Below are 12,368 nucleotides of genomic sequence, written 5' to 3' on the forward strand. Positions count from 1 at the left end.
GAGGGGGCGTCATCGGATTCTATCAGCTTGCTCGTCCGCCGCGTCAGAGATTGACGTAGCGACTGATCAGCGCTCGCAACGCCGCCGGCTTCACCGGTTTGGGCAGGTAATCCAGGCCATTGAGGCGGATACGCATGATCAGCTCATCGCGCCCGTCGGCGCTGATCACCACACCCGGCAGCGTGGTGGCGGACAGCTCTCGCAGCCAGCTCATCAGCTCGATACCGGTATCGCCATCATCCAGGTGGTAATCGACCAGGACCAGCTCGGGGCAGAAACCCGAGTCCAGCAACTGCTGCACTTCCCCACGATCGCGGGCCACCGCGACATTGCATTGCCAGCGGCTCAGCAGGCTGTTCATGCCGGTGAGGATATTCGGCTCGTTATCGATGCACAGCACCTGGGCACCGCTCAGTGCCGGCGCGCTTTGCGCGTGGGGTGTGCGGGTCCGACGATCATAGCTGTCCACCGGCACCGTCACGCTGAATACACTGCCATGGCCCGGCCAGGAGCGCACCGCCAGCTCATGACCCAGCACCCGGCACAGGCCATCGGCGATGGCGAGCCCGAGACCCAGTCCCTTCTCAGCCTGAGTGCGATGGTTGTCCAGCCGCTGGAATTCCTCGAAGATGGTTTGCAGTTTGTCCCGCGGGATACCCGGCCCCTGGTCCCAGACCTCGATGCGCACCTTGCCTGGCAACCGGCGCATGCCCAGTACCACCCGGGAATTGGCCGCGTAACGGAAGGCGTTGGTGAGAAAGTTCTGCAGCACCCGGCGCAGCAGCCGGATATCACTGCGCACCCGCAAACGGCTGCCGTAAACCCGCAGGTCGACGCCCTGCTCCGCCGCCAGCGCACCGAATTCGATACGCAGCGGCTCGATCAGCTCGGTGAGCTGGAAGCTGCTCCATTCCGGGGTAATGCGGTCGGACTCCAACCGCGACAGGTCCAGCAGATCGGAAATCAGATCCTCGGCTGAGCGCAGTGAGGTGTCCAGATGCCGTACCAGTTCCTGGGCTTCCTGTGGCAGGTTGGGCTGATGCGCCAGGGAGGCGGAGAACAGGCGTGCCGCATTCATCGGCTGCATCAGATCATGGCTCACGGCGGTGAGGAACCGCCCTTTGGACTGGCTGGCCTGCTCGGTCTGCGCCTTGGCCTGGATCAGCGCCTGGTTCAACTCGGACAGTTCCCGGGTACGCTCGACGACCCGCTGTTCCAGCCCCTCGTTGGACTCCTTGAGCCCCTTCTCGGCTTCGCGGAACGCGGTAATATCGGTAAAACTCATGACAAAGCCGCCGCCGGGCATCGGATTGCCAATAATCTCGATCACCCGCCCATTGGGAAACAACCGCTCCGAGCGATGGGCGGTGCCCCGACGCATCCAGTTGACCCGCTTGTCCACATGCATCTGCGGATTGCCCGGACCACACAAGCCACGCCGGGCATTGCACAGGATAAGGTCGGCGATCGGCCGGCCGATGGTGATCAGCCCCTCCGGATACTGGAACATCTCCAGGTAGCGGTGATTCCAGGCTACCAGGCGCAGCTCCTTGTCCACCACGCTGATACCCTGGGTGATATTCTCGATGGCACCCTGCAACAATCCGCGGTTGAACTGCAACACCTCGGAGGCCTCGTCGACGATGCGCACCACATCCTCGAAGTGCATGTCGCGTCCTTCAATGGCCGCCTTCACCACCACCCGCGCCGACGAGGCACCCAGTACCCCCGCCAGCAGACGTTCAGTCTGGGTAATCCAGCCGCTGTCGGCGACCTGATTCGGGATGAAGGCTACATCCTGCGCCTCGGCAAAGCGCTCAAAGCCGGCGCGGGCGCGCTCGTCACCCACAAAGCGTGCCGCTAGAGTCAGCAGATCATCCACGGTAACCCGCAGCATGGCTCGGCTGGGGCCATCGGCCCACTGGTCGCCGTCCAGGCTGACGAAGCGGCTGGCCTGCCAATGTTCCAGCACCCGGGTGCGGCTGAATGTGGATACCACCACGAATACGGCAAAGTTGCAGCCCAGCGCGATCATGCTGCCCAGCGTCAGGCCATCGACCGGCAAGCCGAAGGCGTTGCTGTAGATTTCAGCGAGCAAGGGCCAGTCCGCAGTGCCATTAATGCCCAGCACCGGCAATATCAACAGATACAGCCACAGTGCGATACCGACCACCAGCCCGGCGAACACGCCAGTGCGGTTGGCCTGCTTCCAGAACAGCGCGCCGAACATCGCCGGCGCCAGTTGAACGATGGCAGCAAAGGCAATCTGCCCGGTATTGGCCAGACTGCCGGCGCTACCGATCATGCGATAAACCACATAGGCCAGCAGCAGGATGATCAGGATACTGCTGCGGCGAATATTCAGCAGCCAGCCACGAAACTCTTCATAAGAGCGTTCCGACTGCTTCTGGTTGCGCAGCAGCAACGGCAATACCACGTCATTGGACACCATGGTACTCAGGGCAATGGCTGCCACGATCACCATCCCGGTGGCCGCCGAAGCGCCCCCCAGGAAGGCCAGCAATGCCAGTACCGGCTGGCCTTCCATCAGCGGCAGATTGATCACGTAGGAGTCAGGGGAGTGGGCCGCGCCAAAGCTCAATTGCCCGGCCAGACTAATCGGCACGACGAACAAGCCGGCCAACACCAGATAGGCTGGAAACACCCAACGCGCCATGCGCAGATCCGACGACTTGATATTCTCCACCACCGTCACCTGGAACTGCCGGGGCAGGCAGAGGAATGCCAGGATCGCGATGAAAGTCTGGAACAGCAGGTTGGTGTGCATGGTTTCGCGCTGCCAGTACTCGGCCAGCTCTGTGCTGTTGCCCGCCCGCTCCAGCAGGTCGGCAAAACCACCAAACAACCCGAAGGTGACGAAGACCCCCACCGCAAGAAACGCCAGCAGCTTGACCACTGATTCAAAGGCAATCGCCAGCATCATGCCGCGATGATGCTCGGTAGCATCCAGACTGCGGGTACCGAACAAAATGGTGAACAGCGCCAGCAGGAAGGTTACCACCAGCGCAGTATCCTCCGCTCCCTGCGCGCCCTCGGCCAGGGCCGGGCCCTGCCCGGTCAGCAGGGTAAAACCCAACACGATGCCCTTGAGCTGCAGGGCGATATAAGGCAGCACGCTGACCAGGCACAGTAGCGCAACCACCACGCCCAGCCCCTGGGACTTGCCGTAGCGCGAGGCGATGAAGTCGGCGATGGAAGTGATATTTTCCTGTTTACTGATCGCCAGCATGCGGGCGTACAGCCGCCAGCCCAGCATGAACAGGATCACCGGACCGATATAGATAGGCAAAAAATCCCAGATCTGGCCCGCCGCCATTCCAACCGCACCGAAGAAGGTCCAGCTGGTACACCACACCGCCAACGACAAGCTATAGACCCAGACCCGCACACGCGGGCTGAACTCGTCGGTCTGCCGATCACCCCAGAAGGCGATAGCAAACAGGCAAGCCATATAGATCAGGAAGGTGGACGCAACCAGTCCGCCGGAAAGCATCATTGACGGTCAATCTCGGAAATGGAGAGTGCGTAGTCTGGCAGGCAGCGACCGCTTTGCCCAGAAGCGGCGCCTCATACCTAAGTCGAAGTAGACTTCAATTGCTCAGCAACACCAGCGCCCAGACCACCGCGATCAGAAACAGGCTCAACATCTGCGCGGCGCTGCCCATATCCTTGGACGCCTTGGACAAGGGATGGCGTTCCAGGGAAATGCGATCGATAGCCGCTTCGATGGCGGAATTCAACAGCTCCACCACCAGTGACAGCACCACACAGGCGATCAGCAGTGCTCTGGCTGGCGCCGAGACCGGCAGTACACAAGCGATTGGGACCAATACCATCGCCAGCCAGACCAACTGCCGGAAGGCCGCCTCCCCCTGGTAGGCCACCTTGAGCCCATCCAGCGAATAGCCGCAGGCAAGCCAGATGCGCCTGACGCCTGTGATGCCTTTGTAGGGGTTTTCCGGCGGCTCCATGTCAGGAGTGCGACTGGCGGCCCGACCTGGCCAGCTCCATATGCTGCAGCGCCAAGGCCGCCTGGGTACGGGTGCGTACACCCAGCTTGCGGAAAATAGCCGTTACATGCGCCTTGATGGTCGCTTCGGAAACGCTCAGTTCATAGGCTATCTGCTTGTTCAGCAAACCATCGCACACCATGCTGAGCACCCGGAACTGCTGCGGCGTCAGGCTGGCCAGCTGGGTACTGATGGCTTCCTCCTCCGCACTCAGCGGAGCGACATTCTCATCAACCTGTGCCGGCCAGCAGACATCGCCATCGAGCACGTCCTGCACCGATTTCTGGATATTCTCCAGACTGGAGGATTTGGGGATAAAACCACTTGCGCCGAAGTCCCGCGCACGCTTGACCACCGCGGCCTCTTCCTGGGCTGATATGACGATCACCGGGACATGAGGATAATGGCTACGCAGCAATACCAGGCCGGAAAAACCGTGGGCGCCCGGCATGTTCAGGTCGAGCAGCACCAGATCCCAACTACTGCGCTGGTCGAGCAGGGCCTGCAACTCGGCAATCGAACCGGCCTCGGTCAGCTTGATCTCGGCACTCAGGCCACTGCTCAGCGCCTGAAACAGAGCGCTGCGAAACAATGGATGATCGTCCGCAATCAGAATCTCGTAGATAGGCCCCATGCCGCTTCCTGCCTGTGTTGTGTGTCCGGATATGTCATCGCGCAGCGACACAGCCTGACATTGGAGACAGCATCCGTCAATTTGTTTACCGGAACCCAACAGCACACGCGGTGTCTTTCTCCGGTTGCGCTGCTGGCGGGTGCCGCCTGCTGGGCAATCCATGTGTTGCTGGCCGGCATACTGGCCATACGATATGATCCGATTCGCGTATCCTTTATTCAGTTCAACATCTGCGCCCTGGCTAGCCTGGCACTGGCGCTGCGGTTCGAGAGTATCGACCCTGATGCCATCCGCTGTATCGGCAACACCGCCAAGGTCCGGCCGCTGTTCAGCAGGAGCCAGCCGACCACCACTGAGGAAAATTCATGCCCCCTCAGAACCAGTAGGAGCGATGAAGGTCACAGATGTACGCTCGCAGATATGAACACAGCCCGGTGGAGAACCTATGCGTTACCTTATCGTCATGATTGCCCTGTTGATCGCCCTGCCCAGCCAGGCCGCATCTTTGCGCGAAACCCGTCTGGAAGCGACGTTGAAGAGTGTCGCTCAGCAAAGCAGCAAGGGTACCCCGCGGCAGGTCAATGCCAATATTGTGGATGAAGGCTTCACTGCCGAAGGGCAGGAGCTCATCAATCACCTGACCGTGGACCCTGCTTATGCCTCGCGCATGCAGAGTGACCCACTGGTAGTGCGCAGCCAGCTGCAAAGCAGTGTTTGTGCCGACCAGCGCTTTCGCCGTCTGCTGGACATGGGTGCCACGTTGACTTACCACTTCGTGCTGGCTGACTCCAACCAGCCGGTGCTGACCCAGAGTTTCGTGGCCGATCACTGCCAGGCCATGTAAGTCACGTCGGGATCAAAGTAGCCCCACATGGAGTCAGTTCGAGAAGTAGCCACCGAAGCCGCGATATTGCATGAAGCGTTGCTGCCTCGCTCGCTCCTTGAGGTCACTGGCCGGACCTTCAGGGAAGCGTTTCGCGAAGGCCATCTGGGCCAGAGCGGCCCAATCCCAGGCACCATCACGCAGTACTTCGTCGATCAGCCGCTCGGCCACGCCGCGCTGGCGTAGCTCTTCGCGCAGCCGGACCGGGCCATAACCGCGCTGGCTGCGGGAATAGACGTAAGCCTCGCAGAAGCGCTCATCGCTGAGCAGCCCCTGCTCCTGCAACCGATCCAGCTCCACTTCCGCCATCTCGGTTGCTGCGCCCCGCTGGCGCAGCTTGCGCACTAGCTCGGCGTAGCTGTGTTCGCGCCGGGCCAGCAGATCCATCGCCGAGCGGCGGATAGCCGCCGGGGTATCCAGGCTCTGTTTACCTAACACGCGTCAGTTGCCGATATCAGCCGTCGAGATCGGCATTCTCTTCGACCGCAGCCGTCTTGCTGCTGGCCTTGGGAAGCAACTCATCACGGATGGCCTTTTCGATCTCATCGGCGATCTGCGGGTTGTCAGCCAGGAACTTGGCCGCATTGGCCTTGCCCTGCCCGATCTTGTTGCCCTTGTAGCTGTACCAGGCGCCGGATTTCTCGATCTGACCGATCTGCACGCCCAGGTCGATGATCTCGGCATTATGGTAGATACCGGTGCCATACAGAATCTGGAACTCAGCCTGACGGAACGGCGGCGCCACCTTGTTCTTCACTACCTTGACCCGGGTTTCGCTGCCGATCACCTCGTCGCCTTCCTTCACCGCACCGGTGCGGCGAATATCCAGACGCACCGAGGAGTAGAACTTCAGCGCGTTACCGCCGGTGGTGGTTTCCGGGTTGCCGAACATGACACCGATCTTCATGCGAATCTGGTTGATGAAGATCACCAGACAGTTGGCGTTCTTGATGTTACCGGTAATCTTGCGCAGCGCCTGGGACATCAGACGAGCCTGCACGCCGACGTGGTGGTCACCCATGTCGCCTTCGATTTCGGCCTTGGGCACCAGTGCCGCCACGGAGTCGACGATGATCACGTCCACGGCGTTGGAGCGCACCAGCATATCGGTGATTTCCAGTGCCTGCTCACCGGTATCCGGCTGGGACACCAGGAGGTCATCCACATTCACGCCCAGCTTGCCGGCGTACTCCGGATCGAGCGCGTGCTCGGCATCGACGAAGGCGCAGGTGGCGCCGCTTTTCTGCGCCTGGGCAATAACCGACAAGGTCAGCGTGGTTTTACCGGATGATTCCGGACCGTAGATCTCGACGATCCGGCCCTTGGGCAGACCGCCCAGGCCCAGGGCGATATCCAGGCCCAGCGAGCCGGTGGAGATCGACGGGATCGCCTGACGCTCGTGGTCGCCCATGCGCATGACCGCACCCTTGCCAAATTGACGTTCAATCTGACTCAAAGCCGCTGAAAGCGCCTTCTTCTTGTTGTCGTCCATTGTGCATCCTCTGGTATGGGGGTACGCGAGCGCCCCGGAAAAATGGAAAATCAAAACACTGTATGTATGGTCAGTGATTATTCCACAGTTGTCCGGAATCGCCTACCCCCTTTCATCGAGACTGTGCGGCGATTGGCAACGCCTTCTGCTTCGCCCCTGCAACGACATCTACAGACACCTTAGGGAGCGGCTTGCCCGCGAATGGGTGCCGAGCAACGCTATCGCGCTCTCGCCAACTTCTCCAGCTCCATAATCAGCCCCTCCAGGCCATGCAACACCGCCTGGGCGCGCACGTCCCGGCGGCTGCCCTGGATGCGCCGACATTGACTGAGCACACCTCGATCACGGACAGCCCAGCCAAACCAGACGGTACCCACGGGCTTGTCCGGCGTGCCGCCCTCGGGCCCGGCAATCCCGCTCACCGCCACCGCCAGATCCGCCCCGGCAGCCTCCAGCGCTCCCTCCGCCATGGCCCGCACTACCGGCTCGCTGACTGCGCCGAACTGCAGCAGGTCCTCTTCACTCACATCGAGCCAGCGCACCTTGCTGTGATTGGCATAGGTGACGAAGCCGGTATCGAACCAGCCGGAACTGCCGCTGACCCGGGTTATCGCCTCGGCAATTCCGCCGCCGGTACAGGATTCGGCCGCGGTCACACGCAGGCCCTGCTGACGCAATGCATTGCCCAGTCGGGCGGCGGCGGAATCGATCAGGGGATCATATTGCGACATCGCATGCTCCTCATTCTTACGCTTAAAAGACGGCACCGTTTGTTAGACTATGCCCTTTTCTTGCAGAACTATCGATCAGGGACCTTCATGAGCCGCACCGAGAAATCCGTTACCCACACGCCGATGATGCAGCAGTACTTTGGCATAAAGCAGCAGCATCCCGATCAGTTGCTGTTCTATCGGATGGGTGATTTCTACGAGTTGTTCCACGATGACGCGAAAAAAGCCGCGCGGCTGCTGGATATTACCCTCACCGCCAGGGGTAATTCCGCCGGCCAGCCGATCCCTATGGCCGGCATTCCCTTTCACGCCGCCGAGGGCTATCTGGCCAAGCTGGTCAAGCTCGGTGAGTCGGTGGTCATCTGTGAGCAGATCGGCGACCCGGCTACCAGCAAGGGGCCGGTCGAGCGGCAGGTGGTGCGCATCCTCACTCCCGGCACCGTAAGCGACGAAGCATTGCTGGATGAGCGCCGCGACAATCTGCTCGCCGCGCTGGTGGGCAACGAGCGACGCTTCGGCCTGGCCACCCTGGATATCAACAGTGGCCGCTTCACCGCCATGGAGCTGGGCGGCTGGGAAACGCTGCTCGGCGAACTGGAGCGCCTGGCGCCGGCGGAACTGCTGATTCCCGACGACTGGGAAGCCAATACGCCGATCGAGCGGCGCCGCTCGGTGCGCCGCCGCGCGCCCTGGGAATTCGACCAGGACAGCGCTTTCAAGACCCTGACCCAGCAGTTCGCCACCAAGGATCTGGTCGGTTTCGGTTGCGCCGACCTGACCCTGGGCCTCGGCGCCGCCGGTGCGCTGCTTTGCTACGCCAAGGAAACCCAGCGCACTGCCCTGCCGCACCTGCGCAGCATTACCCAGGAGCGCTTCGAGGACAGCGTCGTGATCGACAGCGCCAGCCGACGCAATCTGGAGATTGACTGCAACCTGGGCGGCAGCCGCGACAACACCCTGCTCGATGTGCTGGACCACAGCGCCACCGCCATGGGCAGCCGTCTGCTGGCCCGCTGGCTGAACCGCCCGCTGCGCGACATGACGGTGCTGCAGGCGCGCCAGGACAGTATTGCCGGGCTGATCGATGGCTACCATTACGAGACCATCCACCCGGTACTCAAGGGCATTGGCGATATCGAGCGCATTCTCGCCCGCGTTGCCCTGCGCTCGGCCCGTCCGCGGGACCTGGCGCGCCTGCGCGATGCGCTGGCCACCCTGCCGGAGCTACAGGCCACGCTGGAGCCGGTAGCCACCCCGCACATAGGGCAGCTGGCGAGGATCGTATCTACCTATCCGGAACTTGCCGAGCTGCTGCAGCGGGCGATCATCGACAACCCGCCGGCGGTAATCCGCGATGGTGGCGTGATCAAGACCGGTTATGACAGCGAACTGGATGAACTGCAGAACATCAGCGAGAACGCCGGTCAGTACCTGATCGACCTGGAAACCCGCGAGCGCGAGCGCACCGGCCTGTCCACCCTCAAGGTCGGCTACAACCGCGTGCATGGCTATTTCATCGAGCTGTCCCGCGGCCAGTCGGCCGAGGCCCCGGCCGACTATATCCGCCGGCAGACGCTCAAGGGCGCCGAGCGTTTCATCACCCCCGAACTCAAGGAGTTTGAAGACAAGGCCCTGTCGGCACGCAGCCGTGCCCTGGCCCGGGAAAAGCAACTGTACGATGAGCTGCTTGATCGACTGAATGATGATCTGGCCCACCTGCAGGACAGCGCCGCCAGCCTGGCCGAGCTGGATGTGCTGACCTGCCTGGCGGAGCGCGCCGCCAGCCTGGATTACTGCCGACCGACCTTTGTGCCCGGCAGCAGCCAGCTGTGCATCGAACAGGGCCGCCACCCGGTGGTGGAAAAGGTGCTCGACGGCCCCTTCGTGGCCAACGACCTGCAACTCACCGCCGATACCCGCATGCTGGTCATCACCGGCCCCAACATGGGTGGTAAATCCACCTATATGCGCCAGACGGCATTGATCGTACTGCTGGCTCATATCGGCGCCTTCGTACCGGCGGCGAAAGTTGAGCTGTCGCCAGTCGATCGCATCTTCACCCGCATCGGCTCCAGCGATGATCTGGCCGGTGGCCGCTCGACCTTCATGGTCGAGATGAGCGAAACGGCCAATATCCTGCATAACGCCACTGACTGCAGCCTGGTGCTGATGGACGAGGTGGGCCGCGGCACCAGCACCTTCGATGGCCTGTCGCTGGCTTGGTCCGCCGCCGAATACCTGGCCCAGGTGCGGGCATTCACCCTGTTCGCCACCCATTACTTCGAACTGACCGCGCTGGCCGATAGCGATCCGGGGGTCGCCAACGTGCATCTGAACGCCACTGAACACAACGAGCGCATCGTGTTCTTGCATACCGTTCTGCCGGGCCCGGCGAGCCAGAGCTACGGCTTGCAGGTCGCTCAACTGGCCGGCGTACCGCGCCCGGTGATCGACCGGGCGCGGCAGCATCTGGCGGACCTGGAACAGCAGAGCCTGCACCAGACGGCGAGCGGATCGGTACGGGACAGCATGCCGCTTCAGAATGATCTGTTCGCCGCGGCGCCGCATCCGCTGGTGGAGGCTCTCCAGCGCCTCAAACCGGACGAATTGAGTCCGCGCCAGGCACTCGAGCTGTTGTATCAGTGGAAGACGGAGTTGGGCTGAAATAGCATCAAATGATAGCTATTATCATTAAAGCTGCAGCCAAATGACGCAAGCGGGTAAAAAACATCCAGCGAAGTGCCCCACCGGGAAATTTGCTGCTAGAATACGCGCCATCTTTTGGCATGCCTTTTGGGAGACCTACCATGACCTTTGTTGTGACCGACAACTGCATCAAATGCAAGTACACCGATTGCGTTGAGGTATGTCCTGTCGACTGTTTCTACGAAGGTCCGAACTTCCTGGTCATTCATCCCGATGAGTGCATCGATTGCGCCCTGTGCGAGCCCGAGTGCCCGGCCAATGCGATTTTTGCCGAAGATGAGGTGCCGGAGAATCAGCAGGCCTTCATCGAGCTGAACGCCGAACTGGCCGACGTGTGGCCGAATATCACCGAGAAGAAGGACGCCCTGCCCGACGCCGAAGAATGGGATGGTGTGGCGGACAAACTGGAGCAGCTGGAGCGCTGAGTTCCGGGCCCCATGGTGTGAAAAAGGCTGATCATCCGATCAGCCTTTTTTTATGGCGCCTGTTGGCTTACCCCGCCGCTCAACGCGAGCGCGGCATGCCCAGGCCAAATTGCGCAATCAACTCCCGCTGAATCTCGTTGGTACCGCCACCGAAGGTCAGCGTGACAGAAGCGCGTACATCGTATTCCAGCTCACCCTGCAGGAAAGCCGCCGCACTGCCCTCGCGGACCAGCCCATTGGCGCCAACCACCTCGCTGAGCTTGCGCAGGATATCAACCACCGCCTCCGAACCAAATACCTTGGTGGTCGAGGCCAACGCCACATCCATCCGCCCCTGATCCAGGTCGGCAGCAATACGGAAGTTGATCAGGCGCATGGCCTCGATCTTGGCATAACACTCCGCAAGCAGACTGCGTACCCAGGCCTGGTCCGCAGCGCACCGGCCCTGTTCATCCTCCGCCCGCGCCCACAAATAGACCTTGCGGAAAATACCCACCACCCGGTCTGACCAGGAACCCAGCCCCAGCCGCTCATGGTTGAGCTGGGCAGTAACCAGTTGCCAGCCCTTGTTCAGCTCACCGACCAGACGGTTGTTCGGCACGAACACATTGTCATAGTAGGTGGCTGCGGTAGGGTTGCTGCAGGTCGGGATCAGGGTATGGGAAAAGCCCTCGGTCTTAGTATCGACAATGAGGATGGAGATGCCTTTATGCCGCGCCTCTTCCGGGTTGGTGCGTGCAGCCAGCCAGATGTAATCGGCGGAATGGGCACCTGAGGTCCACAGCTTGTTGCCATTGACGACAAAGCCATCCTCTTCAACCCGCGCCGTGGTCTTCAGCGTCGCCAGGTCTGATCCGGCGCCCGGCTCGGAGTAGCCGATGGCGAAATGGATTTCTCCGGCAGCGATGCCCGGCAGGAAGCTTTCTTTCTGCTCAGGCGTGCCGTGAGCCATCAACGCCGGTCCCACGGTGCTGATGGTGACGAAAGGCAGCGGCGCACCGGCGATGTTGGCCTCCTCGAAGAAGATCAGCTGCTCGGTGGGGCCGTAGCCCTGTCCGCCGTGCTCCTTTGGCCACCCCACCGCCAGCCAGCCATCCTGACCCATTTGCCGAACCAGCCGGTTCGACGTGTCCGAGCCCTCCGCGCCGCGCAGCTCGCGGCGCAGCTCATCGGTCATCAGGTTATTGAAATAATCCCGTACCTCTAGACGCAGTTTCTTCTGTTCCGCGGTCAGATCGACAAACATGTGCAGCCGGATTTCTTGGAAAATTCGGTGGCGCCTAGGCCATCAGTCGCGGCCTTGCCCGAAAGCAATACATTATTCATCTCCGCTATGCGGGCAGAACCAGGGTGACCATACCAGCCGCGTGGCTACCCACGGAGTTCTTGGGTGGCGCCCTGCTTCAATTTGCTGACCAAGATGCTCAGTCCCTGGCAACGCACTGCCGCCGGCATCCGGTTGAGCA

10 protein-coding genes are annotated in these 12,368 nt (G+C 61.4%); 3 read left to right on the top strand and 7 right to left on the bottom strand.

All coding sequences use genetic code 11. The features are described from left to right. Positions 1–43: 43 nt before the first annotated feature. The 3 genes from BM267_RS03425 to BM267_RS03435 form a co-directional block, all read right to left on the bottom strand. Positions 44–3,517 (bottom strand): hybrid sensor histidine kinase/response regulator, encoded by a 3,474-nt coding sequence (locus BM267_RS03425; RefSeq protein ID WP_036988542.1) that lies wholly within the window; start codon positions 3,515–3,517, stop codon positions 44–46. Positions 3,518–3,611: 94 nt separating this feature from the next. Continuing rightward, on the bottom strand, positions 3,612–3,992 hold the full coding sequence (locus BM267_RS03430; protein ID WP_036988541.1) for a diacylglycerol kinase: 381 nt from the start codon (positions 3,990–3,992) through the stop codon (positions 3,612–3,614). Position 3,993: 1 nt separating this feature from the next. After that, a complete protein-coding gene (locus BM267_RS03435; RefSeq protein WP_036988540.1) occupies positions 3,994–4,665 on the bottom strand; it encodes a response regulator transcription factor in 672 nt (223 codons plus the stop codon). Positions 4,666–5,110: 445 nt separating this feature from the next. Here BM267_RS03435 and BM267_RS03440 point away from each other — a divergent pair, with 445 nt between their 5' ends. After that, positions 5,111–5,509 carry a PA3611 family quorum-sensing-regulated virulence factor gene (locus tag BM267_RS03440; RefSeq protein WP_036988539.1) on the top strand — a complete coding sequence of 133 codons (399 nt, stop codon included), beginning with the start codon at positions 5,111–5,113 and terminating at the stop codon, positions 5,507–5,509. 33 nt (positions 5,510–5,542) lie between these two features. Here BM267_RS03440 and BM267_RS03445 read toward each other — a convergent pair whose 3' ends face one another. From BM267_RS03445 to BM267_RS03455, 3 genes are all read right to left on the bottom strand, one after another. Continuing rightward, positions 5,543–5,935, bottom strand: a complete 393-nt coding sequence (locus BM267_RS03445; protein WP_051610695.1) for a regulatory protein RecX — start codon at positions 5,933–5,935, stop codon at positions 5,543–5,545. 67 nt (positions 5,936–6,002) lie between these two features. After that, entirely contained in the window at positions 6,003–7,040 is a 1,038-nt protein-coding gene (recA, locus tag BM267_RS03450) for a recombinase RecA (RefSeq protein ID WP_036988537.1), read from the bottom strand. Between the two features lie 218 nt (positions 7,041–7,258). Continuing rightward, positions 7,259–7,771, bottom strand: coding sequence for a CinA family protein (locus BM267_RS03455; RefSeq protein WP_036988531.1), 513 nt, complete (start codon positions 7,769–7,771; stop codon positions 7,259–7,261). Positions 7,772–7,858: 87 nt separating this feature from the next. Between BM267_RS03455 and mutS the strand changes: the two genes are divergently transcribed. Then, on the top strand, positions 7,859–10,435 hold the full coding sequence (gene mutS, locus BM267_RS03460) for a DNA mismatch repair protein MutS (protein WP_235818225.1): 2,577 nt from the start codon (positions 7,859–7,861) through the stop codon (positions 10,433–10,435). Between the two features lie 143 nt (positions 10,436–10,578). Then, positions 10,579–10,902: a ferredoxin FdxA gene (gene fdxA / locus BM267_RS03465; protein ID WP_036988530.1), complete on the top strand. Its 324-nt coding sequence runs from the start codon at positions 10,579–10,581 to the stop codon at positions 10,900–10,902. Positions 10,903–10,981: 79 nt separating this feature from the next. On the opposite strand, the gene BM267_RS03470 is transcribed toward fdxA, so the two are convergent. Beyond that, positions 10,982–12,148 (bottom strand): acyl-CoA dehydrogenase family protein, encoded by a 1,167-nt coding sequence (locus BM267_RS03470; protein WP_036988529.1) that lies wholly within the window; start codon positions 12,146–12,148, stop codon positions 10,982–10,984. Positions 12,149–12,368 lie beyond the last annotated feature (220 nt).

The sequence above is a fragment of the Halopseudomonas bauzanensis genome (assembly GCF_900114735.1).
GTDB lineage: Bacteria > Pseudomonadota > Gammaproteobacteria > Pseudomonadales > Pseudomonadaceae > Halopseudomonas > Halopseudomonas bauzanensis.

Bases quoted from the DNA above. Each gene is read 5' to 3' on its own strand.
- BM267_RS03445 (WP_051610695.1), bottom strand. From the start codon at position 5,935: ATGGATCTGCTGGCCCGGCGCGAACACAGCTACGCCGAGCTAGTGCGC.
- mutS (WP_235818225.1), top strand. From the start codon at position 7,859: ATGAGCCGCACCGAGAAATCCGTTACCCACACGCCGATGATGCAGCAG.
- fdxA (WP_036988530.1), top strand. From the start codon at position 10,579: ATGACCTTTGTTGTGACCGACAACTGCATCAAATGCAAGTACACCGAT.
- recA (WP_036988537.1), bottom strand. From the start codon at position 7,040: ATGGACGACAACAAGAAGAAGGCGCTTTCAGCGGCTTTGAGTCAGATT.
- BM267_RS03470 (WP_036988529.1), bottom strand. From the start codon at position 12,148: ATGTTTGTCGATCTGACCGCGGAACAGAAGAAACTGCGTCTAGAGGTA.
- BM267_RS03435 (WP_036988540.1), bottom strand. From the start codon at position 4,665: ATGGGGCCTATCTACGAGATTCTGATTGCGGACGATCATCCATTGTTT.
- BM267_RS03425 (WP_036988542.1), bottom strand. From the start codon at position 3,517: ATGATGCTTTCCGGCGGACTGGTTGCGTCCACCTTCCTGATCTATATG.
- BM267_RS03440 (WP_036988539.1), top strand. From the start codon at position 5,111: ATGCGTTACCTTATCGTCATGATTGCCCTGTTGATCGCCCTGCCCAGC.
- BM267_RS03455 (WP_036988531.1), bottom strand. From the start codon at position 7,771: ATGTCGCAATATGATCCCCTGATCGATTCCGCCGCCGCCCGACTGGGC.
- BM267_RS03430 (WP_036988541.1), bottom strand. From the start codon at position 3,992: ATGGAGCCGCCGGAAAACCCCTACAAAGGCATCACAGGCGTCAGGCGC.